We start from the raw sequence: 23,851 nt of genomic DNA on the forward strand, positions 1-23,851 counted from the left end.
CGTGGATGCTTCTGGAGCACATGCTTGCTCAGATCTCGCGGCTGTCCTTGAATCGGTACCAGGGCAGGATCAGACGCGCGAAACGGGAGACGACCGGATAAAAAGGCACGCCCGGCGGCATGGATGGCATCACGGCGAGTTGCTCGTCCGGCACGCCCTCGACGGCATCGGCCAGAACCGGTCCCATGGCGCAGGCAAGCGCCAGACCGCGCCCGTTGCAGCCTATCCAGGCATAAATCCCGTCACCACGCCGATGCAGACGCGGCAGGCGGTCGATCGTCATCGCAATGCGGCCGTCCCAGAAGGATGTCATCGGATTTTCCGGTAGGGATGGGAACATCCCCTTCAAACGCTTGCCCACCATGGCCGGCAGTCGCTTTGCGGCACCAGTCTGGATGGTCAGTGCGCCCCCGGAAACCAGCCGCCCTTCACGGTCCTTGCGGAAGTAACGCAGATCCATACGCGTGTCAGACGCGGCTTCGTCGTTCGGCAGTATCTCATCCGCCAGCGCGCCGAGCGGATCCGTCGCCGCCTGATAGGATGTCACCGGCACGACAGACCGTGTCAGCTCCTGCCAGAGATCGCCGCTATAGGCGGCCGTCGCCAGAACGATCTTTGGTGCATGCACGCGGCCCCCGGTGGTCTCGACGATCCAGTCGACTCCGTCGCGCACGAACCGTATCGCGGGGCTGTTTTCGTAGACGACGGCGCCTTCGGAAACAGCAGCGCGAGCAAGGCCACAGGTAAAGGCGTAGGGGTTTATATGACCACCGCCGCGGTTCTCCCAGCCGCCGCAGTATGCGTCAGTGCCGAGCCTTGCGCGCATCTCCTCGTCCGATAGGACACCCGTCGGCGCACCGGCCGCCGCCCATTGTGCTGCAAGGCCGCCGACGCGTTTCAGCCGCCCCGGTGTATGCGCCGGCTGCAGCCAGCCGTTGCGGCGAGCGTCGCAATCGATTTCGTAGCGCTCGACGAGGTCATAAAGCTGATCGGCGGCACCTTTCACCAGCTGTATGAAGCGCTCACCCTTCTGCCCCCGCCAGATCTTTCGGATGGCGTCCGGGCCATGCCGGGTCAGCGCGGAAATGACCTGGCCATTTGCTCTTCCCGACGCGCCATAACCGATCCGCACCGCCTCCAGAACGATGACCTTTTTTCCCCGTCGAGCAAGCTCAAGGGCCGTCGACAGCCCGGAAATGCCGCCACCGATCACGACGACATCCGCGCGTGTCTCGCTCCTCAACGCAGGCGCCTCGAATTTTTCGCGCGAAAGCGCCATCCAGAGAGAGGATGGTTTGTCCGAAGGCCAAGACGTCATGTGGCGACAACCTCGATCTCCACGCCGCAGACGCTGCGCAGGTCATGATGTTGCGCATGACTGCCGGAAAAGCTGAGCTTTCCCGCGCCGGCTGCCACGGCAATCCCGTGCCCACTTTCATCCATCGGGAACGCGGAGAGCGAAGATGCCTGCGGCAGCATAACGGACGTCAGAGACCTGGTACCGTTTGCATGCGTCATGGTTTCGGAACGCCAGAGAAGATCGGCCGTGTGATGCTGGCAGACAAGGCATTGCAGGCCGGGCGTCGCGATGGGGTCGATACGAGCGATCGAGAAGCGCAACACGCCATATTCGGTCATGCGGGAAAAATGCCGGACGGGCTCTACGGCGATGCCGAGCGCTGCAAGCTTGCTGGCCGACGCATCGACATCGATGCTGCGCAGGGCGACGCCACGGATGCCTGCTCCTTCCGCCAGCAGTCTTCGCCATGTCGCATTAGCAGGCGTCTCGGCGACAATACCCATGATCTCGATATAACTTGAGCCCTGAAGCATGATGCACCGATTGGCCGTGCCCATTGCCGCGCTATGGCGTGTTTGCGGCGTCACATGGAAACCCGCAGCCTCGAACGAGGCCCCGGCCGCCTCAAGATCCGGCACGAGAATGACGAGATGGTCGATCGGCAGGCGCATGCTCACCCCGCTACCGTCATCTTGTCGATGCCATACACGCGGTCGACGATCAGGAGCGCGGTGACGGCGAGAAGAAGCTGCAACGTGCTCAAGGCCGCTATCGTCGGGTCGAACTGGTTTTCCATATAGCTCAGCATCACCACCGGCAGCGTGTTGGTGCTGGCGCTGCCGAAGAAATAGCTGATCGGCAGGTTGTCAAACGAGGTGAGGAAGGAGAACAGCGACCCCGCCATGATACCCGGTCTGATCAGTGGCAGAGTGACGTGCCAGAACGTGAGAAGCGGATTTGCCCCGAGGATCGCCGCCGCCTCTTCATAGGAACGCGGCATCCCGGCATAAACGCCCGCAACCGTACGCACGATATAGGGAAGACAAACGACGGTGTGGGTGATCAAAAGAGCTGCGAACGAAATACCGACGCCGATCAAGGAAAGGAAGAAGAGCGAGGCAAAACCGATGACGATCATCGGCATCGACAGCGGTGACAGGAGAAAGGTCATCACGCCACTGGCCCAGGTGCTACGCGACCGCGCGAGAAAGATCGCGGCCGGTACGCCGATCAGGCAGGACAGGATCGTCGCCCCGATGGCGATCTCGATGCTGACGATCAATGCATCGATGAAGGGCTGGTATTCGAAGATATGGGCGAACCATTTCAGCGACCAGCCTGGAATCGGGAAAGAGACATAGCCTGCGGACGTGAAGGACACGAGGACGACGATCAGGATCGGCGCCAGCATGAAGACGAAGAAGAGGACGACAAAGGCGGCAAGTCCGAGGTTGATCCAGTCACGATTCATCGTTCAGGTTCCCTTGCGGCGCACGAGGCGCAGTTGCAGGAACAGGCAGGAGACGGCGATGACCAGCAGGATCATGCTCATGGCGCTTGCCATGCCGAAATCGCGCGTTGTGTTGAACTGCTGGTAGATCATCAGCGGCAATGTCTGCATGCCGCCACCAAGCAGGACTAGTGTCACGAAGCTGCCATTCGCAATCATGAAGACGAGGATCGCACCGGTGCCGATCCCATCGAGCGACAGCGGCAGCGTGACTTCGAAAAAGGTGCGCAGCCGGTTGGCGCCGAGGATTTTTGCAGACTCTTCCAAGCGCGTATCAATGCCCTGAAGCACCGTCGCGATCGACAGCACCATGAAGGGTACAAGGACGTGCACAAGCGCGGCGATCGCGATCTCGGGCGAATTGGTGAGCCTCAGCGGCGCTGAGAGAATACCGAGCTGATCAACCAGAAGATTGTTCACCAGCCCGCGCCGGGCAAAGAGCACCTGCCAACCGAAGGTCCGCATGATGATCGAGGTCAGAAGCGGTGCGATCAGCAGAAAGATGATCAGCCCCGAAAAGCGGCCCGCCTTGCGGACGAGGAAGTAAGCGACCGGATACCCGATCATGATCGAGATGATCGTCACGCCGGCGGAGAGGAGCACCGTCTGGGCAATAATCCAGAGGTAGAAACCATCGGTCAGCAGCGAGACATAACGCGACAGGGTAAAGCCGCCATCATTCGAGATCACGCTGCGCATGCCGTTGTCGATCAGCGGCATAACAAAGAACACGACGAGAAAGAGAACCGCAGGCAACGCCAGAAATGGCGGCGCGAGCAGTCGCATCCGTCGGCCGGGCGATGTCTTTTGCAGGCTGGTATCGCTCATCGCAAGCATCCGTTGGCGGGAGATTTGGGCCGCCCGTTCAGAGGGCAACCCATTGTAGGTTAGCGGCCGATTTCACGGTTCCAGCGATCGACCCATTCGTTGCGCACCAGAGCGATCTGCTCATAGGGCGGGAAGGCGGTGTTCTGCCACGGCGTGATGCGCGGCTTCAGCTTGTCACTGTAGACAACGTCGGTATTGGTAACGCCGTAGTTCATGATATCAGCGAATTTGGTCTGGTTCTGCGCGTCGAGAACTTCGTTGATGTAGTCCCAGGCGAGTGGATTGGCGTTCTTCGGCTTTTGCACTGCGACGCCGTTCAGCGAACCACCCTCCTCCGGATTGATGAAGTCGATCCAGGTTGCCCCGCTGTCATAGTGATTCCAGGTGCGGCCGTCGAAATAGATGCCGACGTCAGCTTCGCCGGACGAGAGGTGGTTGAAGAAGTCATTCGGACCGCCCCAGAACACCAGATTGTCCTTCATCTTGGCCATGGCCTCGAAGAACGGATCGACATTGTCGACACCGCCACCGAGCGCCCTGGCCATGGCCCAGATCAGCATGATCGGGGTGACCGCATAAGAGATGGACGGGACGGAGGCAACGAACTCGCCCTTGGAAACGCGATCGACGAATTCCGCAAACGACTTCGGCGGGTTCGTGACGCGTTCCTTGTGGAAGGTGATGCCACCGACGCCGTAGTCGAACAGCGTGCCCTTGCCCATGACGCTGTCAGTCAGTTCGGTGGGTATCTTGGAGAGGTTCGGGATCTTGTCGACGGCAAAGTCCTCCACCAGACCGGCCTTGGCAGCCGTCAGCGCCAGGTCCGGCGTCATGATCAGCACGTCGACTGGCGGCTTTGCCTGATTTGCCTCGACCTGCGCCAGCCACTGCGGGGGGCCGCCGAGGGAGACGTTTGCCTTCGCCTTCGTCTTGGCTTCGAAGGGGGCTACGAAACAGGTGCGGACTGCCTCTTCCCAGACGCCGCCAAAGGCCGTCACGGTGATTTCGGCCGACTGCGCATTCGCCAGTCGCGGCAAGCCCCCGGCGAGGAGGCCGGCGCCGATCATGGCGCTACCACCGAGGAAATGTCTTCTCTTGATTATGGTCATCACGGTTCTCCAAAGCTGAAACGAGGTGGTTGGGCTTTTGGGTCATGCGTATCAAAGGCTACCGGCGGCGGCCTCAAGACGCTGACGCGCAGCGTTAACGGCGGTCTGCGTGGCCGCGACGCGCGGAAATCCTTCCGGCAGTTCCGCAAGCACGGCATCGAAGATTTCACGGCGGCGGCGCTGGCGCACTGAACCGGGAAGAGCCACCAGCGAGCGGTTGAGACCGTCCATCACGCTGGCCGGAAAGGCCTGATCCCAGCGCTCACGCTCGACACCCTGACCATTCACGGCGGTGCTGGCCACCATACCCTTGCGCAGGCTTTCGGTCTTGACAGCATCCACGACGCCATCGACGATCGCGACACCATAATCGCTGGCGGCGGCCTCGATGGTCACGAACCCATTAGCGACATCCTGCAGCACCGCCTGCGGATCACGGGCGGCGGGATGACCCCAGCCGCCGGCGCCGGGCGTCAGGAAGGTGACCGTGTCGCCTGAATTGACAGTCAGGACGTCGATCTTGCCGAGATGCTTTTCCCGCTCCGTACCTCGGTTGAGAATGAGCTGTCCCGGCATGCCGGGCCTTCCGCCATTCGAACCCCAGGGGCGGAACAGCAGCCGCTCGAGGCCGCGGCCGAGAACGTTGCTATCGTCGGTCAGTACCCGGAACGTCAGTTCCATGCCACACCCGCCGCGCCACTGGCCGGCACCGCCTGAATTGGGACGCAGCGCATAGGTGGTGATCTCGATGCCAAGCTCGGCTTCCACCGTCTCGACCGGATTGTTGGCGAGGTTGGAGATGCCGCTGTCGCGACCATCGATGCCGTCGCGGCCCTTGCGGGCGCCGGTGCCGCCGATCATCGGCTCGATAACCTGCACGCGACGACCACCATGGCCATCCGGCTCCGCCATCACGACCGGAATGACCGTACCGGAAGATGCCGCCGGCATGACATCCGGAAGAGCCTTGCCGAAGGCGCCGTTCAGAACGTCGTTGACGCGGATCGCCGCTGCATGGCGGACACCGACGGCCGCCGGTTCCTGCGGATTGACGAGGCTGCCCTCGGGGGCGGTTATCTTCACGGGTGCCAGCATGCCGACATTGAGCGGCGTCGTCGGATCAAGCGTATTGACCAGCGCCAGAACGCGCAGCGTCAGCCAGGCATGCGGGCGACCACGCGAAGGAATGTTCATCGCGGTGGACACCTGCGGGTCGGTGCCGGTGAAATCGAGATGCACCTCGCCATCGGCAAAAGTCGCGCTAACCGCGACACGAACCGGCAGGCGGGTTGCGGCATCGTCGTCGAGGTAGTCGTCAAAGCTGTAAGTGCCAGCCGGAACGCGCTTCAACACCGTGCGTGCCTTTTCGGCGGAATAGGCGACCAGATCGACGGCCGCAGCCGAAACCGTTTCGGCGCCATGCTGCGAAATCGTCTGCTCCAGCCGGCGTCGGCCCGCTGCAAGGGCTGCGAGCATCGCGCGGATATCGCCCATATTGGCATCGGGCGTACGGCTGTTGGCATTGAGGAAAAGCGCGACGTCGGGGTTCATCTCCCCCTTCTTCATCAGCTTGACCGGCGGAATGCGCAGGCCTTCCTGGAAGATTTCCGTATTGACCGGCGAGATGCTGGACGGCACGCGGCCGCCGACATCCGAGCAATGCACAAAGCACCAGCCATAGGCGACGATCTTGCCGTTATGGAAATATGGCTCGATCATGTGCAGGTCAGGCAGATGGGTCGCCAGACCTTCCGAACGATAGGGATCGTTGGTGAGGATGACATCGCCCGGCTCGAGCGTGCCGACCGCCGCAATGGCCGGCCCGCATTCTAGACCAACGAAGCCGGAAACACCGATCGAGCGGGGATAGGCAAAGAAGCGGCCATCCAGACCAGCAAGCGCGCAGGCGAAATCGGCCGTTTCCTTGACATAGAGCGTGCGGCCGGTGCGCTGCAGCGTCAGGCACATTTCCTCGCTGACGGCGGCGAGCTTGTTGCCGAGAATGGCGAGCGTGACGGGATCAAGCTTCATTGCACAGTTCTTTCGAGGTGAAGGTTACCAAGGGCGTCGGCGCGGGCCGACCAGCCGGGCAGAAGCACCGTCGTCGTATCGTCCTGTTCGATGATCGCAGGACCGGCGATCTGGTCACCGGCACCAAGCGCGCTACGGTCATAAACGCCGGCCGACACCCATTTGCCGAAACGGAAGATTGGCCGCTCGCCTTTGCATGCAGGCTTACCGCTGCCGGCCGCGATTTCCGGCTGGCTGATATTTTCCGTAACGCCGACGACGGCGAGGCGCACGGTGCCGAGCTCGACGTCCGTATCCGTATCGCGAAAGCCGTATATGCGTTCGTGTTCCAGATGGAAAGCTTCGGCAATCGATGCAGCGTCGCGGCAATTCTCATCGAGCTTTACACGCAGTTCATAGGCCTGGCCGGCGTAACGCATGTCGGCGCCGCGCTCGAAACGGCGGGTCTGGCTCGTCTCGCCTTCGCGGTCGAGCCACGCGCTGCCTTCGTCTTCCAGTTCCTTCATGACATCCAGCATCAGCGCCGCAGTCTTGTCGTCGACGGAACGGCGGATGCTGCGCACGAAATCGCGACGCAGATCGGCAGCGGCAGCGCCGAGAGCGCAGAACGTGCCGGCAGCCGGCGGGATGACAACGCGACCGATACCAGCTTCCGCGGCAAGAAGATTGGCATGCGTCGGCCCAGCGCCGCCGAACGGAACCAGCGCGAAAGCCGCTGGATCGAGACCGCGAGAGGCCAGCGTCTTATAGAGCTCTGTCGCCATGCCTGCGGTGGTAACGGCAAGCGCACCTTCGGCGGCCAGTGCTGCACCATCGTCGCCGGTCAGGCCGATCCGCGCACCCACTTCGGCCAGTGCCTTGCGTGCCGCGTCAACGTCGAGCTTCATGCGGCCACCGAGGAAGCCGGCCGGGTCGATGTAACCGAGCGTCAGATAGCAATCGGTAACTGCCGGCTCCTTGCCGCCACGACCGTATGAAACGGGGCCCGGCATGGCACCGGCGCTTTGCGGGCCAACCTTCAGCAGGCCGTGCGCATCGACCCAGACGATCGAGCCGCCACCGGCGCCGATGGCCGAAACATCGACGACCGGCAAGACCAATGGCAGGCCACCAATATCGGTCCGGGTCGCGAGCTCCGCGGAGCCTGCCTGAGCCACCGCGATATCTGAAGACGTGCCGCCCATATCGAAGGTGATGATAGACTTCACGTCCGCGGCCTCCGCCAGACGCGCCGCCGCCATGACGCCGGAGGCCGGGCCGGAGAGAATGGTTTCGACCGGCCGTTCATGGGCCGAAACAAGGCTGAGCGAACCGCCGTTCGACGCCGTGACCAGGATCGGCGCCACGACGCCATCCCGCTCCAGCCCTTTTTTAAGGCCGGCGAAATAACGCTGCATCAGCGGCTGGATATAGGCATTGAGGCAGGCGACCAGCGTACGCTCGTATTCCCGGATTTCCGGCCAGATCGCTGCAGCGGACGTGATGGAGAGACCGCCTGCCTTTTCGGAAAGCTTTTGGGCCATGTCGATTTCGACCGAAGGCGTCGTGTAGCCGTTGATCAGAACGAGAGCGGCTGCATCCACGCCAAGCGCCTTCAGTTCGGCAGCAACGCGATCAAGCTCGGCATCATCGGCGGCCTTGCTGACCGCGCCAGACGCAGAAAGACGGGCATCAATCTCCAAGATCCGCAGGCGAGGAACGAGCGGCTCTTCCTTACTGGCATGAAAATCGAAGGAAGACGGCATGCGGCTACGGGCGATTTCGAGAATATCGCGATAACCCTTGCTGACCACGAGTGCGATGGTGGCCCCCCGGCGCTGAATGATCGCGTTGAGCCCGATCGTCGTGCCGTGCATCAAAGTGCCGACATCACTGGACGTCATGCCCGCCTTCTTCAGCAGCGACTGCAGGCCTTCGATCAGCGCACGGGACGGCTCGTCCGGCGTCGACGGCTCCTTGTAATAGGTCAGGCTGCCATCATTCGGGTTGGACAGGACAAAATCGGTAAACGTCCCGCCGACGTCGATCCCGATGCGCGCACCGCTTTTCTGCATGATCGTCACTTCCAATTTACTCCGCGCTCACGATGACGCCGTCCTGCGCCGCCCAGTCGAGCGTCACGACCTGGCCGAGATGATAGGTGGTGGAGCCGAGCGGTCCATCGGCCTGCCGGTAAACGAAGAGTTCCCGACCGAGCGCCGGCACTTCGACCTGGTAGGCAGCATAATTTCCGCGAAACACCGCGCCGACGACACGCGCGGCAAGGCCGGCCGATGCCTCGCCGAGCGTCAGCACCATGCGCTCCGGGCGAACCGAGAGAAGCAGAGACTGACCGGCCTTCTGCGCTTCGGGCAGATGCAGCCTTACCGGCCCCTGCGGACCGGGCGTAACGAGGCTTCCGCCGTCATCGCTGACATGGCCTTCATATATGTTCGAGGCTCCGAGAAACTCCGCCACGAAGCGGCTTTTCGGCCGATCGTAGATATCGGCCGGAGCGCCGATCTGCAGGATTCGCCCACCGTTCATGACGGCGACCTTGTCGGCCATCGACATGGCCTCTTCCTGGTCATGTGTCACGAGAAGAGCTGTGATGCCGAGGCGCCGCTGCATGCCCCGGATTTCGAACTGCATGCTCTCACGCAACGACTTGTCGAGCGCACCCAGCGGCTCGTCAAGCAGCAGGACCTTGGGATTGACGACAAGCGAACGCGCCAGCGCGACACGCTGCTGCTGGCCGCCCGAGAGCTTAGACGGGTAGACATCACCCCTGCCTTGCAGCTGTACGAGGTCCAGCATTTCATTGATCTTCGCATCACGGGCGGATTTCGCCATCCCGGCCATGCGCAAGCCGAAGCCGATGTTTTCGGCAACCGTCCGGTGCGGGAAAAGGCTGTAGTTCTGAAAGACCATGCCGAGACGACGCTTGTGCGGCGGCAGTGCCGAGATTTCCTCGCCGTCGATCTCAATCGTTCCGGCATCCGGGGTCTCGAACCCTGCCACCATGCGCAGCGTCGTCGTCTTGCCGCAGCCGGACGGGCCGAGCAATGCGACGAGTTCGCCGTCATCGACATGCAAGTCCAAATTCTTGACAGCCGCGACCTTGCCATAGGATTTATGGATTCCAGTCAGCACCAGTCCCTTGTTGAGCCGGGCTCCGACTACTGTCATGAAAAGTTCCTACGTCTTTATCCGTAAACAAGGCCGTTGACGACATGTTCAAATTCAATTTGTAGCGCTACAATATTCTGCAAGCATTTCCTGTCAAGGATTGCTTTTCTCTCTTCGGCGACATTTGAAGCACTGCGTATTCAGTAATCAGCGCGCCGTAAAATCGACTAGGGTTTGCAGCATGACGAAGCTTCGTCCAGATGGAACAGTCACCATGCAATCGGTCGCGGTGGCGGCCGGTGTATCGCCGATGACGGTTTCAAACAGCTTCCGCTATCCGCAGCGGGTTCACGAGGAAACACGCGAGCGCGTGCTGCAGATTGCTGCCGAACTGGGCTACGTCCCGAACCACGCCGCCGGCAACCTAGCGTCAGGCCAGAGCCGCGTCATAGGCGCCGTCATCCCCTCGATCAAGAATTCGAGCTTCTATAATTATGTCCGCGGCATGCAGGAGCACGTCGCCGACAACGGGTACCAGCTCATCTTGAAGCTGGCGGACAGTTTGGAACAGGAGGCTGCGGCAATCCGCACTCTCATCGGACTCCGCGTTGCAGGTATCGCGCTGGTCGGCGATGAACACGAGGACAGCGCGCGAACCCTGCTGAAAAAGACAGGTGTGCCGGTTGTCGAAGCCTGGGTGCACCGGAACCCGTTTGACATGGCTGTTGGATACTCCACGATCGATGCAACCCGCGCCATCGTCGAACTTCTTATCGTACAAGGCTATACCAGGATCGGTTTCGTCGGATACGAAGGCGATGTCTCGCACCGCTTCACCGAACGGCTGCCTGCCTTCATACAATGCGTCGAGCAGGCTGGCCTCAGCAGCCACCGGATCTTTCTGATCGATCAGGCTCACGGTTTCGGAGCGGGTCCGAAAGCCCTGGAAGGCCTTTGCAGCATCGACCCTGAACTCGACGCGATCATCTGCCCGACGGATATCGTGGCCGCCGGCGTCCTTTTCGAATGCGGAAGGCGAGGCTGGAAAGTCCCGGAACGGCTGGCCGTGGCGGGATGGGGCGACTATGAAATAGCCTCGGAGATCACCCCGGGCATCACCAGTGTCCATCCTCACGCCTACGAGATGGGACAAAATGCGATGTCGCTGATCATCGAGCGAGCGAACGGCAACACGCGGCAGCAAGTGACGGTCGACACCGGCTTCCACATCGTCGAGCGAGCGAGCACTTAGAAATGCTTTTCGCATCGAGCGGATTGTAACCGGCGCCCACCTGCACGCTGGACAAATTGCTAAAAACAAACGGCGTCCGGCCGCTTCGGCCCGCCATCCTCCTCGAACGGCATGCAGAAGAATGCGGCGCCGCAAATCCGCATCAGAATTCGATTGACGCACAGCCCATCTTGTATACAAGTATGCTAGACGTCAAAGGGGGTTGGATGTGAACGCAGAGATCAGCATTTCCGAATATGCCACCCGCGAGGATCTGGCCGCCGTCTATCGGCTGATCGCCTATTTCGGCATGGACGACATCATCCACACGCATGTATCGGCGCGTCTGCCAGCTGAGCCGGACAAGTTGTTGATCAACCGCTACGGGGATCTCTTTCGCGAAGTGACACCGGAATCGCTGGCCGTGATCGATCACGATGGAAATCTGGTTCGCGGTCCCCAGGTGCCGATCAACACGGCCGGCATCGTCATACACACGGCTGTCCACGCCGCCCGACCTGATGCCGCCTGCGTCGTGCACACGCATACGCCGGCCGGTGTCGCGGTGAGTTGCCTCGAAGAGGGCCTGCTGCCGCTCAACCAGACAGCGCTGCTCTTCCACGGCCAGCTTGCCTACCATTCATTCGAGGGCATCGCCCTCGACAAGGAGGAACAGGTCCGCCTCGTTGCCGATCTTGGTGACAAGCGCGCCATGATCCTGCGCAATCACGGTTTGCTGACCGTCGGTCGCACCATCGGCGAGGCCTTCTCGCTGATGTACAATCTCGAACAGGCCTGCCGCATTCAGCTGGCCGCCCAGGCGAGCGGGCAGAAGCTCGTGCTTCCACCCAAGGAGGTGCAGGACAAGACCGCCGCACAGTACGACGCCGACCCGGATGGTGCCGCAGAACTGGAATGGCTGGCCCTTCGCCGGCTGGTGCCGATCGCCGCCTGAGCGGATGCCCGCCATGCGTATTCTCCTGACCGATCCCCTTGCCTGCAACGACGTCTTCGACGCCGCGTTGCGGACACGCCACCCCGGCGCGATAACCTATCGCTGGCCGCAAATGCCCGACGACGGGGACTATGACGTGCTTCTTGCCTGGCGGCTGCCGGAGGAATTCGGCCCACTGCCGAAGAGCCTGTCGCTCGTCTTCTGTTTCGGAGCCGGCGCCGACCATCTTTTGGCCGACTCCCGGATTCCCGGCAACGTGCCGATCGCCCGCCTGGTGGATGAAGAACAAGCAGGGCAGATTCTGGACTACGTCGCGCATGTCACCTTTGCGAAACTGATGGACGACATGACGCGTCATGAGGATCAGCAGGTCGGGCATTGGCGTGGCGCTGATGCGCCGCGGCAGCGGCGGGAGGAACTCAAGGTGACCGTGCTGGGCCTCGGACCAATCGGTCGCCGGGTGGCGACCGGTCTTGCGTTACTTGGCTTCGACGTTCGCGGCTGGACGAGAGCCGATGCGTCCTGTCCCGGCATCGAGGTTGTCTCAGGCTTCGATCGACTGGCACAAGCGGCCGACGGTGCCGACCTCCTCGTCAACCTGTTGCCGCTGACAGCCGAAACCACCGGCATCTTGTCCGCGCCGCTTTTCTCAATGCTGGCCCGTGGCGCCTATGTCGTCAATCTCGGGCGCGGCGGCCACCTGGATCAGGGCGATCTTCTGCAGGCGCTTGCCAGCGGGCAGGTCGGCTGCGCATGGCTGGACGTTTTCGAACAGGAGCCGCCGCCTTCGGATCATGTCTTCTGGCGGCATCCAAGGATCCGCATAACGCCGCACATTGCCGGTATCCCCACGCCTGAAGGTGGCGCGCAATCACTCGCTCTCTGCCTCGTCGCCCTGGCCAGCGGGACGCCGCCACCCCAGCTCGTCCGGCCGTAACGATCCCACCGGCCCGGCCGCCATGCTCAAGAATAACATTGACTCCTCTCACCTGAATGCCAGTATACAGCCCATGCTCAAACTCAGTTCCCTTGCCAGTAGCGACACCACCCAACGCCGAAACACGATTTCGGCGAAGACGCTTGTCGAGTTGCGCGAGGCGATCGTGACCACCCGCATCAAGCCCGGTGAGGGACTGTCCGAGACCGACGTCGCGCAGGCACTCGGCATTAGCCGCACACCCGTGCGGGAAGCCTTCGCCCGCTTGTTCGAAGAGGGCCTGATCGAGATTTCCCCGCAGAAGGGAACGCGCGTTTCGCTCATCGATATGGCTCGGGTGAACGAGGCCACGTTCATTCGTTCGACACTGGAAAGCGCGGTGATCGCGCGATCCCGGACGATTCCGCCGATCACCGTTCTCGACGAACTCGACATGCTGATCCGGCGACAGGAGCGCGCGCGCGAAGACAACGACATGGTGGCTCTGCACCGCGCCGACATGGAGTTTCACTCCACGCTCATGTCCGCCTTCGGCATGGCGAGGGCATGGACCGCCTGCCAGCACATCGTCGCCGATATGATCCGCGTGCAGTTTCTCGTCGGCCTGCGCCCCGATCATGTCGAGGCGATCCTCAAAGAGCATCGCGGCATCGTCGCTTCCATCCGCAGCGGCGATTACTCAACGGCTGCGGACCTGATGACCGCGCATGTCGGCAGCATCGATCTCGATCAGAACGATCTGCGCGAAGAGAACGGGCACTACTTCCAATCACCGGAGATACGCCCGTGACGGCATCGGCCGCGACTTTAAGGCGATTTTCGCCAACATCGGACCTCCCAACGGTCAACCATTTTGCCGTTTACGCAACCGGTTTAGTAAACCGGTTTTGTAGGGTTCTCAGCTTGGGATATTTCCTGATGACGACGAGAAAAATAACAATTCGAGATGTCGCGACTGCTGCCGGTGTGTCGGTCAGCACCGTCTCGCGTCATCTGAATGGCCGGATCTCCCTGCCAGAACCGACAGCAAAGCGCATCGAGCAGACGGTGAAGAATCTAAGCTATCGCCCCAACGCACTTGCCCGCCGGCTCACCCACGGCAAGAGCGAGACGCTTGGTTTCATCACGTCCGACATCGCCTATCCGCTGTTTGCGGCGATTGCCAGCGCCTCCGAGGCGGAAGCGGCGGCCAATGGTTACAGTCTGCTGATGTTCAACAGCCGCAACATCGTCGACAACGAGATTGCCTTCCTTGCGCGCATCGATGATCGCCAGGTCGATGGTGTGTTGCTGATGACCAACCATTCGGACGAAGGGCCGCTGGTCCGCAAGATCAACCAGAGCGGCAACGTGGTGCTGATCGACGAGGACGTGCCCGGCGCGCGGGCACCCCGCCTGTTTGCCGAGAACGTGCGTGGCGCCAGGCTCGCGATCGAGCATCTGATCGCGGCTGGTCATCGCCGCATCGCCGTCATCGCCGGCCCCGAGGGGCTGCTCAGCACCATCGAGCGGCTGGCCGGATACCACGAAACCATGGAGGCGGCCGGCATCGAGGTCGATCCCGCCCTGGTTTTCAAGGTCTCCTACGACGAGAGCGCAGGCTCCGAGGCTTTCGAAGCGCTCATGGGCATGGCCGATCCGCCGACCGCCGTCTTCGCCTTTGCCGACATGCTCGCCATCGGCGCGATCAAGCTCGCCCGCCAGCGCGGTATCCGCATTCCTGACGATGTGTCGCTCGTCAGCTTCGATGACATTTTGCACGCCGAACTGCTCGATCCGCCGCTGACCACCGTCAGGCAATCACCGGAGGACTTCGGTCGGCGCGGCATCAACATGCTCCTCGGCCTGATCCGGGGAGAAAAATCCGAAACGGCCATCCAGCGCATCGCAGTCGAGCTGGTGGTTCGCAAATCGGTGTGTCCGCCATCAAAGCGAGGAGGCTAAGGCGACATTGGAAATTGGCGCCCGGGAGCAATTCCGGCCGCCGGGAGGAGAAGCAGTGACCGATCGAACAATCAAAAGGGGAATACTCTAATGTCGGTAAATCGCTTCAGCCAAGACTCAGCCATGATCGCCCTGGACAAGTTCACGTCCGGCAAGATCGACCGCCGTGCATTCATGACCGCTTTGGCGGGCCTTGGCCTCGCCGCAACATTCAAGCCCGGCCGTGCGGCCGCGGAAACCTCCGAAATCGTCGTCTGCAATTGGGGCGGCGCAGCGCTCGAAGCCTTCCAGAAGGCCTATGGCGACCCCTTCAAGGAAAAGAGCGGCATCGAGGTCGTCATAGATGGCGCAGGTCCCTCCACCGGTGCGATCCGCGCAATGGTCGAATCCAAGAACGTCACCTGGGACGCCACCGACGGCGGCATGGTGGACGCGGCGACGCTCGGTGCCGGCGGCTTCGTCGAACCGATCGACTATTCGATCGTCGACAAGTCGCTGGTCGGCGACGGCATGGCCGCCGAATTCGGCATCTGCAACTACACCTTCGCCAATGTGCTCGCCTATGATGCCAAGAAGACCGGCAGCCAGACACCGGCGGGCTGGGCGGATTTCTTCGACACCGCCAAGTTTCCCGGCAAGCGCACGATGTGCAAATGGATCCAGGGCCAGCTGGAATCAGTCCTGCTCGCCGATGGCGTCAAGCCCGAGGAAATGTATCCGCTCGATGTCGACCGCGCCTTCAAGAAACTGGAGCCGCTCCTGCCTGAAATCATCTTCTGGGAATCCGGCGCGCAAAGCCAGCAGCTCTTCCGCGACGGCGAAGTGGTGATGGGCAACATCTGGCACACCCGGGCCAATCTTCTGCGCAAGGAAAACCCGGACCTCACCTGGACCTGGAACGAGAACCTGTTGTTCTCCTCCGCCTGGTCAGTGCCGAAGGGCAATCCGGCCGGCAAGAAGGTCTATGACTTCATCAATTCCTCGCTTCGGCCGGAAGGCCAGATCGTGCTTCTGCGCCTGATGGGCAACGGTCCGTCGAACCCGAAGGCGCTCGATATGATGACCGAGGAAGACAAGGCCGTCTATCCACTCGCGCCGGAAAACGCCAAGACCGGCCTGCGCGTGATGGCCGAATACTACGCAGAGAACGAAGCCGAGCTGCAGAACCGCTTCCTCGACTTCATTTCCCGCTAACCTCCAACGCAGCCGCCGGCCTTTCCTGGCCGGTGGCTGCCGGTAGACGGTGATCGTCGTGACCAATTTCCGGCGTTGGGCCATTGCCCTGACGGTACCTGCGGGTGCCTTGGCAATCTGTTTCTACGTCCTCCCGATCCTGCAGGTCCTTGCGCTGAGCGTCACGGAACCGAGCTTCGGCCTGGGCAACTACATAGCGCTCTTCCAGAATGCCGCCATCGGCCGCGTGGTGAGAACGACGCTCGTCGTCTCGGCGATGACGACGGTGCTGACGATCGTCTTCAGCTACATCGTCGCCTTCGCGCTCGTGCAGATGCGCCCCGGCGTCCGTCGCTTCGCCATGTTCCTGGTGATGCTGCCCTTCTGGATCTCGGTGCTGGTCAGGGCCTTTTCCTGGATCACGATCCTCAGGCGCAACGGTGTGCTCAACTCCGCCCTCGGCGAGGCGGGCCTGATCAGCGAGCCGCTGGAACTCATCTACAACCAGCTCGGCGTGATCATCGGCATGGTGCATTACATGATGCCGTTTGCCATCCTGCTGCTCTACGCAAACCTGACCGACATCGACGGCCGCATCATCCAGGCCGCCCGTTCGCTCGGTGCGCGCCCCTTCACCATCTTCTGGCGTGTCTGGCTGCCACTCTCCATGCCGGGCCTGGCCATCACCACGCTCTTCATCGTCATCTTCTCTTTTGGCTTCCTGGTGACGCCCGCCATCCTCGGCGCCGGACGTGTGCTGATGATCGCCGAATACATATCGGTGCAGATCTCCGGCACCCTTCGCTGGGGCGTGGCGACCGCCCTTTCCACATCGATGCTTCTGGTCGTGGCTGGCCTCGTCGCCCTTGCGATGCGCCATCCCGCCTTCCGCAGCGCCTTCGGGGGGTCGCAGAAATGATGCCCGGATGGATCCTCCTGCAACGCCTGCTGCCCCGCATCGCCGCCTGGCTGCTGCTTGCCTTCCTGTTCCTGCCGATCCTCGTGGTAATCCCCGTCTCGCTGACCGACAGGGAATACCTGTCGCTGCCGGACCAGTCGCTTTCGCTGCAGCATTTCGCCTCGCTCCTCAACTGGCGCGCCGGCTGGCTGCCCAGCATGATCACCAGTATCGGCATCGCCATCGCCTCCAGTCTGCTCGCCACGGCGCTTGCGGCCGCCTTCGCCATCGGAGCCTGGGTCCATGCCGGGCGCTGGCCGACGGCGATGCGGCTGATCCTGCTCTCCCCGCTGATCGTGCCGCCGATCATCTATGCCGTGGGCATGGTCAGGCTGTGGTCGCGTTTCAACCTGCTCGATACTTGGATCGGCGTGACCCTGGTGCACATGATCCTGTCGATGCCGCTCGCCGTGCTCGCCATCGGCGCCTCGCTCGCCAATCTCGATCCCCGCCTGGTCCAGGCCGCCCGTTCGCTCGGCGCTCGCCCGCCAATTGTGTTCGCCAAGGTGATCCTGCCGAACATCTTGCCGGGCGTCGCAGCCGGCGCTGTTTTCGCCTTCATCACCTCCTGGGACGAGATCACCGTCACCCTCTTCATCACCAGCCGACGGATCGTGACGCTGCCGCGCAAGATCTGGACCAGTATCGCCGATTCCGTCGATCCCGCACTCGCCGCGATCGCCGCCGTCATGCTGCTCGTCACCATCGTCGGCCTTCTCATCCGCATGCTGGTCTGGGACGGCCGCACACCCAACCGGTCCTGAACCGCCAAATCCATCTCCACCCAGAAAGGACAATGACGACATGACTGCCCACACACCTTCCATGAGCGAACACGAATACAAGGAAGCAAAGTTCTTCCAGACCTTCGGTTCTGTGCCGACGCCCGGCTTCGCCGATCCGGCCGAACAGACCAGTGTATGGGGCCGCCCCTGGGGTTGCTCCAATGATGTCGGCAAGCTGCGCGCCGTTCTCATGCATCGTCCGGGGGACGAAGTGAACATCGTCGAGAACAAGCCGATGCTCGAGACGGGCGGCTTCGGCGATCCGGAAAAGGGCTGGTACTGGATGGGCAAGACCCTGCCCGACCTGCCCGCCATGCAGGCCGCCCATGATCGCTTCACCGCACTCCTGCGCTCCGAAGGCGTCGATGTGATCCTCGTCGACAAAGCGGCCCCCGGCGCCATGAAGCAGATCTATTGCCGCGACAGCGTCATCAGCGTGAAAGGCGGCGCCATCGTCACCCGCCTCGCCCGCAAGGTGCGTCGCGGCGAAGAACTGCCGGTCACCCAGGCACTCGCGAAGGTCGGTTGCCCTATCCTCGGGACCGTCCACGGCGAAGGCGTGTTCGAAGGCGGCGGCTTTGCCCTGATCGACGACAAGACGGCCGTCTGCGCGCTGTCGGTCGCCTGCAACGAGGAAGGTGTCCGCCAGGTCGAGCGCATCCTGAACGGCCTCGGCATCGAGTTGATCAAGCTGCCGATGCCGGGCTACCGCATCCATATCGACGGCTCGTTCAACATGATCGACCACGAGACCGCGATCATCAACATCAACGAACTGCCGTACTTCTTCATCGAATACCTGAACAAGCGCGGCATGAAGCTGATCGAGCTTCCGCCCGAGGACAACGCCTTCTCGCTCAACTGCCTGGCAATCGCGCCCGGCCGGGTCATCATGCACGAGACACGGACCCCACGCCTGGCCGAGCGCCTCGACAAGGCCGGTATCGAGGTGCTCACGATCGACTACGAATGCGTCGAACTTGGTGGCGGCGGCATTCATTGCTCGACCGGCCCGCTCGCAAGGGATCCGGGCTGACATGGCGTTTCTCGACATCAGAATGCTGCGCAAGACCTATGGCAGCGCCGTCGCTCTCGACGGCGTCGACCTGACGGTCCAGGCGGGCGAGTTCGTGACCCTTCTCGGTCCCTCCGGGTCGGGCAAGACAACCCTTTTGATGTCGATCGCCGGCTTCACCAGGCCGGACGAAGGCGGTATCGTGGTCGATGGGCACGACGTCACGTTCATGGATCCCGAGGACCGCGATTTCGGCCTGGTGTTTCAGGGCTATGCGCTCTTTCCCCACCTGAGCGTCGCTGAAAACATCGCCTTTCCCCTGAAGGTCCGGAAATGGGACAAGGCGCGCATCGCGGCGAAGGTGGAGGAAATGCTCCGCCTCGTCGACCTCACCGACTACGCGTCACGCAAGCCGAAGCAGCTTTCCGGCGGCCAGCAACAGCGGGTGGCCATCGCAAGGGCGCTTGCCTACGGACCGCGCATCCTGCTGCTCGACGAACCACTATCGGCACTCGACCGCAATCTCAGGGAAAGCATGCAGCGCGAGCTGAAACGCCTGCATCAGGAAACCGGCGTCACCTTCATCTTCGTCACCCACGACCAGGAGGAAGCCTACGCCATGTCGGACCGCATCGCGGTCTTTCATGCCGGGCGGATCGTCCAGATCGGCGCGCCGCGCGAGATCTACGCCAATCCCCAATCGCTGTTCGTCGCGGGCTTCCTCGGCGGCAACAACATCTTCAAGGCCCGCCACGCGGCGGCAGATGGGACGCTTACTTTTTTCGGAAACGCGTGTTCACGTCCGCCACGTTTCAATCCTGCCGTCCATGGCAAGGAGGGCGAGGTCATCGGATGGGTCAGGCCCGAGGACATCGCCGTCGGAGACCCGGACGCCGCCGCGACCATCCGTTTCGACGCCACCGTCGTCGACATTTCCTTCGTCGGTTCGGCCGAAAAGCTGACCGTCACCACCACCGACGGCCAGGAACTGACCCTGCAGGTTCCCATGCACTTCGCAGTCGACATCCGTCCCGGCGCCGTCCTCCGTTGCGCCGTCAAACCGGAAGCCATCGGCTTTCTGCCACCAGACATATGAAGCGGCGGCGGGGGGCCGGAAGGCCCGGTCGCATCTCCGAATGCAAGCAAAGATGGAAGAGTAAATCATGACGATTACCTTGAAACCCGTGACCATTCCCGATTTCGGCATCCCGCTCGAGCGTCCCGCGATCCCTGTCGCCACCTATGTCGCGCGCTGCAAAACCGCGCTGGAGCGATCGGGTGCCGATTGGGTGGTGGTCTATGCCGACCGCGAGCATTTCGCCAACATGTGTTTTCTCACCGGCTTCGAGCCGCGTTTCGAGGAAGCCTTGCTGTTGCTCGGGCCAAACGACCGCAAGATCGTCGTGACAGGCAATGAAAACCAGGGCTATACGGCGATATCGCCGCTTCCCGGTCTGGAGACCATGCTGTGCCAGTCGCTGAGCCTGATGGGCCAGGACCGCAGCGAAAAGCCGAACCTGGCCGCGGTTCTCGCCGAAGCCGGGATCAGGCCCGGCGACAGCATCGGTCTTGCCGGCTGGAAATATTTCGAGACTGCCGAATGGGACCTCGTCAAGCCGAGCTTCTTCGTTCCAGCCTATATTGTCGATTGCATCGCCCATGTGATCGGCACCGCCGGCTCCCTCACGGATGCCACAGCGGTTCTGATGCACCCGGAAAACGGCCTGCGCGCCGTGGTCGACGTGGACCAAATCGCAGAGGCCGAATGGGCCGCGACGCGCGCTTCGGCAGCCGTGTGGCGGATCGTGTCCGGCTTCACCCTCGGTGACAGCGAACTGACCGCCGCCGCCCGCATGGGCTATGCCGGCGAAGCGATGAACTGCCATCCGATGTTCGCCACCAATGATGCCTCCGGCCCGGTCATCGGGCTGCGCAGCCCGACGGCCCGGGTCCCCGGCCGCGGTGACGGGGTCACGACCGCCGTCAGCTTCTGGGGCGGACTAACCGCGCGCGCCGGCCTGCTGACCGACCATGACGATCGCTTCCTTGCCGTCACCAAGGCCTATTTCGCCGGTCTGATGGCTTGGTACGAAACCGCGGATATCGGCATCGAGGGCGGTGCCATTCATGAGGCGGTCGTGTCGACGCTCGCCCGTGGCAACCTGAAATCCGCGCTCAATCCCGGCCATCTCACCGGCCACGACGAGTGGCTGCATTCGCCGATCCGCCCGGGCTCAACCGAAAAGATCGCCTCCGGCATGCCCTTCCAGGTCGACATCATTCCAGTCCCGATGCCGAACGGCTGGAGCCTGAACTGCGAGGACGCCGTGACCTTCGCCGATGCCGGCCTGCGCGCGGAACTTACAACCGCGTATCCGCAGATCGCGGCCCGCTTTGAAGCCCGCAAGACCTATGTCAAATCGCAACTCGGCATCGACGTGCGCGATAACATCCTGCTGCTGTCCAACATTCCGCTCAGTCTGCCGCCATTCTGGCTGAGCCCCTCAACGCTGCTGGCAAACGACTGACCGCCCCGACCAACTTCCGGCAGCCCCATCGGCTGCCATCGTGGCTCGTCTTCTTACCGTCGGGATCGGGATGACGCGCCGCCTCCACCGAACCCGCCGGCAGACGATGACGACGTGATGTCGGCCTTTCCTGCCATGCCGGCCTACTGGAGACCTGTCACTCCGGCGAAAGCGCCACGGCCGCTTCCGTCGTCAGCGTGCGGAACGTAAAGCTCTCCTGCACGTAGAGGTCGACGGTGGTAGCGGAATGACCGAGATAGCCGATGGAAAAATCCTGCCCGACGGTCAGTTCGAAATCACCGCCGCGCAGGGAGAGGACAAGCCCACCCTCGATGGCCGGCGCCCAGATGATGCCCCCATCGACGACCCGCTCAATATGGTGGAAGACCGGATAGCCGTCGTCGCTGCCACCGCTCGCCGCCATATAGGCGTCCGCGCCGAGAACCAGCGCATAGGGGCCCTCCACGCCCGCAAGCCGAAGCTGGCCGGCCGCCCGTGCCACGGCGTCCGAATAGCGCTTTACGCCCGGCGGCAGCGGCACGGCCAGATTGCTCGCAGCCGCGCGAATCCCCTCTATGCCGGCAGCGGCATAGCCGTCGAACACGGCGCGATCCTCTGCAAAAGCGACCTTGCGCACGGCCTCCTTGACGGGGCTCCAGTCGCTGTCCAGCGCGCCACGCTCCACATCGTCGATGGCACTGCGTGAAAGCTGGAAGGGTACCCGAAGCTCGACCAGGGCCTTCACCTCGCGTCGCAAGGACTGGATGCCTTCGCCCGGCGGTGTGATGGGCTCGACATGTCCCGTGCCGACCGCAGACAGGCCAAGTCCAGACGGCCCGACCATATCGACGACGCGCCGGGCGGCGAGATGACGCTTCAGCGTGCGGATCGCCTCCTCCTCGATTTCATCCCAGGCCGCCTCGGAAATGGGCGCGAGTTCACGGTGCAGGTTATTCATGGGAGACCCCTTTCCTGAGAGAGCCGATGCCGAGCGATCCGTCGCGGCGCGGTGGCGTTGGTTCCGTCGCCGGGGGCGCCGCCGCGGCAGGCGCGGGCCCGGCATCGGGCACCACCGCATCAAGGAACGACGCGGCGGGAACGAAGAACAGCGTGCCCGTCACGGCCCGGCTGAAATCGAGCAGCCGGTCGTAATTGCCCGGCGGCAGGCCGATGAACATGTTGTCCAGCATGCGCTCGATACGGTGCGGCGAGCGGGCATAACCGATGAAGTAGGTTCCGAATTCGCCCTTGCCGACATCGCCGAAAGGCATGTTGTCGCGCAGGATCTCCAGCGGCTCGCCGTTCTCTTCGATGGAGGTGAGGACATTATGGGCGTAGCTCGGCTTGGCCGCCTCGTCGAGTTCGATGTCGGAGAGCTTTTCGCGGCCGATGATCCTCTCCTGCTCGGCGACCGGCACCCGGTTCCAGGCCGGAAGATCATGCAGGTATTTCTGCACGATGACATAGCTGCCGCCGGCGAAGTCCGGATCTTCCGCGCCGATGATCGTCGCTGCGACAGCCGCGCCGTCGACCGGGTTTTCCGTGCCGTCGACGAAGCCGATCAGGTCGCGGTCGTCGAAATAGCTGAAGCCGTGCACCTCATCCTCGGTGGCGACGAAGCCGCCCAGCCGGCTCATGATGTGGGTGGCGAGTTCGAAGCAGAGATCCATGCGCGTGGCGCGGATATGGAAGAGCAGGTCGCCGGGCGTGGCGACGGCATGGTGCTTGCCGCGGATTTCGCGGAAAGGATGCAGGTCCCTGGGTCGCGGCGTACCGAACAGCCGGTCCCAGGCATCCGAGCCGATGCCGAGCACGCAGGAAAGCCCGCCTTCGAGATCGCGAAAGCCGACGGCGCGCAGGAGACCCGAGAGATCGGCGCAGAGCTTGCGCACCGCGCTTTCGGCCTCGCGGCCGGGTTGGAGTGTCACGACCAGGAAAATGGCCGCCTTTGTCAGGCGCGCGGCGACCGGCTGCGGGAGGACGGAGGGAAGGACTGCATCCATGCGGGATCCATTCGCCAAGGGCTGGAAGACGGCAAGCCGGCGGAATGCCGGCTCAATCCATGTCGCGGAAGGCGTGACCGTTCGCCTCGATGGCTTTCACCACGTCGGACGGTAGCGCGTCTTTTTCCACGGTGCCATCGAAAATCCAGTCCTTCGCATCGGCGATGTCGGGCAGGCCCGCACCGGCACTGAACTGCCCCCACTTTCGACCGGACAGTCGGCATAAGCAGAAAGGCTCAAGCACAGGCTTGAGGACAGGCTTATGTCTAACGCATATCGACACGTTGAATTGCTGACCGGTGATGTCCGCCGCAGGCGGTGGACAACCGAGCAAAAGCTGACGATCATTGAGCAGAGTTTCGAACCAGGCGAGACGGTATCTTCGACCGCTCGCCGCCATGGCGTCGCGCCCAATCTGCTTTATCGGTGGCGCAGG

At 62.5% G+C, this 23,851-nt stretch carries 23 protein-coding genes; 12 read left to right on the top strand and 11 right to left on the bottom strand.

Annotated elements, in window-relative coordinates:
• Positions 1 to 28: 28 nt before the first annotated feature.
• The 8 genes from B5M41_RS25140 to B5M41_RS25175 are packed head-to-tail and all read right to left on the bottom strand — an operon-like array spanning position 29 to position 9,946.
• On the bottom strand, positions 29 to 1,318 hold the full coding sequence (locus tag B5M41_RS25140; protein ID WP_134651920.1) for an NAD(P)/FAD-dependent oxidoreductase: 1,290 nt from the start codon (positions 1,316 to 1,318) through the stop codon (positions 29 to 31).
• The gene (locus B5M41_RS25145; RefSeq protein ID WP_230640347.1) at positions 1,315 to 1,971 is read right to left on the bottom strand and encodes a VOC family protein; all 657 of its coding nucleotides are present in this window, start codon (positions 1,969 to 1,971) and stop codon (positions 1,315 to 1,317) included. Before B5M41_RS25145 ends, B5M41_RS25140 begins: the two co-directional genes overlap by 4 nt.
• Before the next feature lie 2 nt (positions 1,972 to 1,973).
• Positions 1,974 to 2,771: an ABC transporter permease gene (locus B5M41_RS25150; RefSeq protein WP_134651924.1), complete on the bottom strand. Its 798-nt coding sequence runs from the start codon at positions 2,769 to 2,771 to the stop codon at positions 1,974 to 1,976.
• Positions 2,772 to 2,774: 3 nt separating this feature from the next.
• Entirely contained in the window at positions 2,775 to 3,638 is an 864-nt protein-coding gene (locus tag B5M41_RS25155; protein ID WP_134651926.1) for an ABC transporter permease, read from the bottom strand.
• 59 nt (positions 3,639 to 3,697) lie between these two features.
• Entirely contained in the window at positions 3,698 to 4,747 is a 1,050-nt protein-coding gene (locus B5M41_RS25160) for an extracellular solute-binding protein (protein ID WP_134651928.1), read from the bottom strand.
• A gap of 51 nt (positions 4,748 to 4,798) precedes the next feature.
• A complete protein-coding gene (locus tag B5M41_RS25165; protein WP_134651930.1) occupies positions 4,799 to 6,778 on the bottom strand; it encodes a hydantoinase B/oxoprolinase family protein in 1,980 nt (659 codons plus the stop codon).
• The gene (locus B5M41_RS25170) at positions 6,775 to 8,832 is read right to left on the bottom strand and encodes a hydantoinase/oxoprolinase family protein (protein WP_134651932.1); all 2,058 of its coding nucleotides are present in this window, start codon (positions 8,830 to 8,832) and stop codon (positions 6,775 to 6,777) included. Before B5M41_RS25170 ends, B5M41_RS25165 begins: the two co-directional genes overlap by 4 nt.
• Before the next feature lie 16 nt (positions 8,833 to 8,848).
• Positions 8,849 to 9,946 (bottom strand): ABC transporter ATP-binding protein, encoded by a 1,098-nt coding sequence (locus B5M41_RS25175; protein WP_134651934.1) that lies wholly within the window; start codon positions 9,944 to 9,946, stop codon positions 8,849 to 8,851.
• 181 nt (positions 9,947 to 10,127) lie between these two features.
• On the opposite strand from B5M41_RS25175, the gene B5M41_RS25180 reads away from it, so the two are divergent.
• The 11 genes from B5M41_RS25180 (at position 10,128) to B5M41_RS25230 (ending at position 21,412) form a co-directional block, all read left to right on the top strand.
• Complete coding sequence (locus B5M41_RS25180; protein WP_230640348.1) at positions 10,128 to 11,138, top strand: LacI family DNA-binding transcriptional regulator; 1,011 nt, start codon at positions 10,128 to 10,130, stop codon at positions 11,136 to 11,138.
• 208 nt (positions 11,139 to 11,346) lie between these two features.
• Positions 11,347 to 12,072, top strand: a complete 726-nt coding sequence (locus B5M41_RS25185) for a class II aldolase/adducin family protein (protein ID WP_209020902.1) — start codon at positions 11,347 to 11,349, stop codon at positions 12,070 to 12,072.
• Positions 12,073 to 12,085: 13 nt separating this feature from the next.
• Positions 12,086 to 13,009, top strand: coding sequence for an NAD(P)-dependent oxidoreductase (locus B5M41_RS25190; protein WP_167719415.1), 924 nt, complete (start codon positions 12,086 to 12,088; stop codon positions 13,007 to 13,009).
• A gap of 22 nt (positions 13,010 to 13,031) precedes the next feature.
• A complete protein-coding gene (locus B5M41_RS25195) occupies positions 13,032 to 13,799 on the top strand; it encodes a GntR family transcriptional regulator (protein WP_134651940.1) in 768 nt (255 codons plus the stop codon).
• 128 nt (positions 13,800 to 13,927) lie between these two features.
• Positions 13,928 to 14,953, top strand: coding sequence for a LacI family DNA-binding transcriptional regulator (locus B5M41_RS25200; protein WP_134651942.1), 1,026 nt, complete (start codon positions 13,928 to 13,930; stop codon positions 14,951 to 14,953).
• Positions 14,954 to 15,076: 123 nt separating this feature from the next.
• Positions 15,077 to 16,147: an ABC transporter substrate-binding protein gene (locus B5M41_RS25205; protein WP_230640349.1), complete on the top strand. Its 1,071-nt coding sequence runs from the start codon at positions 15,077 to 15,079 to the stop codon at positions 16,145 to 16,147.
• 58 nt (positions 16,148 to 16,205) lie between these two features.
• Positions 16,206 to 17,045, top strand: coding sequence for an ABC transporter permease (locus B5M41_RS25210; protein ID WP_134651946.1), 840 nt, complete (start codon positions 16,206 to 16,208; stop codon positions 17,043 to 17,045).
• On the top strand, positions 17,042 to 17,848 hold the full coding sequence (locus B5M41_RS25215) for an ABC transporter permease (protein WP_134651948.1): 807 nt from the start codon (positions 17,042 to 17,044) through the stop codon (positions 17,846 to 17,848). The genes B5M41_RS25210 and B5M41_RS25215 overlap by 4 nt, the downstream gene beginning before the upstream one ends.
• A 40-nt stretch (positions 17,849 to 17,888) precedes the next feature.
• Positions 17,889 to 18,905 carry a dimethylarginine dimethylaminohydrolase family protein gene (locus B5M41_RS25220; RefSeq protein ID WP_134651950.1) on the top strand — a complete coding sequence of 339 codons (1,017 nt, stop codon included), beginning with the start codon at positions 17,889 to 17,891 and terminating at the stop codon, positions 18,903 to 18,905.
• 1 nt (position 18,906) lies between these two features.
• On the top strand, positions 18,907 to 19,980 hold the full coding sequence (locus tag B5M41_RS25225; RefSeq protein WP_134651952.1) for an ABC transporter ATP-binding protein: 1,074 nt from the start codon (positions 18,907 to 18,909) through the stop codon (positions 19,978 to 19,980).
• Positions 19,981 to 20,047: 67 nt separating this feature from the next.
• Positions 20,048 to 21,412, top strand: coding sequence for a M24 family metallopeptidase (locus tag B5M41_RS25230; RefSeq protein ID WP_134651954.1), 1,365 nt, complete (start codon positions 20,048 to 20,050; stop codon positions 21,410 to 21,412).
• Between the two features lie 157 nt (positions 21,413 to 21,569).
• On the opposite strand, the gene B5M41_RS25235 is transcribed toward B5M41_RS25230, so the two are convergent.
• From B5M41_RS25235 to B5M41_RS27085, 3 genes are read right to left on the bottom strand one after another with little or no spacing between them, the layout of a single operon-like run.
• Positions 21,570 to 22,370: a family 1 encapsulin nanocompartment shell protein gene (locus B5M41_RS25235; RefSeq protein ID WP_134651956.1), complete on the bottom strand. Its 801-nt coding sequence runs from the start codon at positions 22,368 to 22,370 to the stop codon at positions 21,570 to 21,572.
• The gene (locus tag B5M41_RS25240) at positions 22,363 to 23,415 is read right to left on the bottom strand and encodes a Dyp-type peroxidase (RefSeq protein WP_134651958.1); all 1,053 of its coding nucleotides are present in this window, start codon (positions 23,413 to 23,415) and stop codon (positions 22,363 to 22,365) included. The genes B5M41_RS25235 and B5M41_RS25240 overlap by 8 nt, the downstream gene beginning before the upstream one ends.
• Before the next feature lie 52 nt (positions 23,416 to 23,467).
• A complete protein-coding gene (locus B5M41_RS27085) occupies positions 23,468 to 23,659 on the bottom strand; it encodes a hypothetical protein (RefSeq protein WP_134651962.1) in 192 nt (63 codons plus the stop codon).
• A gap of 18 nt (positions 23,660 to 23,677) precedes the next feature.
• On the opposite strand from B5M41_RS27085, the gene B5M41_RS25250 reads away from it, so the two are divergent.
• The coding region (locus tag B5M41_RS25250; protein ID WP_230640248.1) for a transposase at positions 23,678 to 23,851 on the top strand (174 nt) is incomplete at its 3' end.

The organism is Shinella sumterensis, from assembly GCF_004514425.2.
GTDB classification, from domain to species: Bacteria; Pseudomonadota; Alphaproteobacteria; order Rhizobiales; family Rhizobiaceae; genus Shinella; species Shinella sumterensis.

Coding starts and splice junctions, on each gene's coding strand:
- B5M41_RS25205 (WP_230640349.1), top strand. CDS start 15,077: ATGATCGCCCTGGACAAGTTCACGTCCGGCAAGATCGACCGCCGTGCA.
- B5M41_RS25215 (WP_134651948.1), top strand. CDS start 17,042: ATGATGCCCGGATGGATCCTCCTGCAACGCCTGCTGCCCCGCATCGCC.
- B5M41_RS25165 (WP_134651930.1), bottom strand. CDS start 6,778: ATGAAGCTTGATCCCGTCACGCTCGCCATTCTCGGCAACAAGCTCGCC.
- B5M41_RS25220 (WP_134651950.1), top strand. CDS start 17,889: ATGACTGCCCACACACCTTCCATGAGCGAACACGAATACAAGGAAGCA.
- B5M41_RS25235 (WP_134651956.1), bottom strand. CDS start 22,370: ATGAATAACCTGCACCGTGAACTCGCGCCCATTTCCGAGGCGGCCTGG.
- B5M41_RS25180 (WP_230640348.1), top strand. CDS start 10,128: ATGACGAAGCTTCGTCCAGATGGAACAGTCACCATGCAATCGGTCGCG.
- B5M41_RS25195 (WP_134651940.1), top strand. CDS start 13,032: ATGCTCAAGAATAACATTGACTCCTCTCACCTGAATGCCAGTATACAG.
- B5M41_RS25175 (WP_134651934.1), bottom strand. CDS start 9,946: ATGACAGTAGTCGGAGCCCGGCTCAACAAGGGACTGGTGCTGACTGGA.
- B5M41_RS25170 (WP_134651932.1), bottom strand. CDS start 8,832: ATGCAGAAAAGCGGTGCGCGCATCGGGATCGACGTCGGCGGGACGTTT.
- B5M41_RS25190 (WP_167719415.1), top strand. CDS start 12,086: ATGCGTATTCTCCTGACCGATCCCCTTGCCTGCAACGACGTCTTCGAC.
- B5M41_RS25145 (WP_230640347.1), bottom strand. CDS start 1,971: ATGCGCCTGCCGATCGACCATCTCGTCATTCTCGTGCCGGATCTTGAG.
- B5M41_RS25140 (WP_134651920.1), bottom strand. CDS start 1,318: ATGACGTCTTGGCCTTCGGACAAACCATCCTCTCTCTGGATGGCGCTT.
- B5M41_RS25230 (WP_134651954.1), top strand. CDS start 20,048: ATGACGATTACCTTGAAACCCGTGACCATTCCCGATTTCGGCATCCCG.
- B5M41_RS25240 (WP_134651958.1), bottom strand. CDS start 23,415: ATGGATGCAGTCCTTCCCTCCGTCCTCCCGCAGCCGGTCGCCGCGCGC.
- B5M41_RS25200 (WP_134651942.1), top strand. CDS start 13,928: ATGACGACGAGAAAAATAACAATTCGAGATGTCGCGACTGCTGCCGGT.
- B5M41_RS25155 (WP_134651926.1), bottom strand. CDS start 3,638: ATGAGCGATACCAGCCTGCAAAAGACATCGCCCGGCCGACGGATGCGA.
- B5M41_RS25150 (WP_134651924.1), bottom strand. CDS start 2,771: ATGAATCGTGACTGGATCAACCTCGGACTTGCCGCCTTTGTCGTCCTC.
- B5M41_RS25160 (WP_134651928.1), bottom strand. CDS start 4,747: ATGACCATAATCAAGAGAAGACATTTCCTCGGTGGTAGCGCCATGATC.
- B5M41_RS25225 (WP_134651952.1), top strand. CDS start 18,907: ATGGCGTTTCTCGACATCAGAATGCTGCGCAAGACCTATGGCAGCGCC.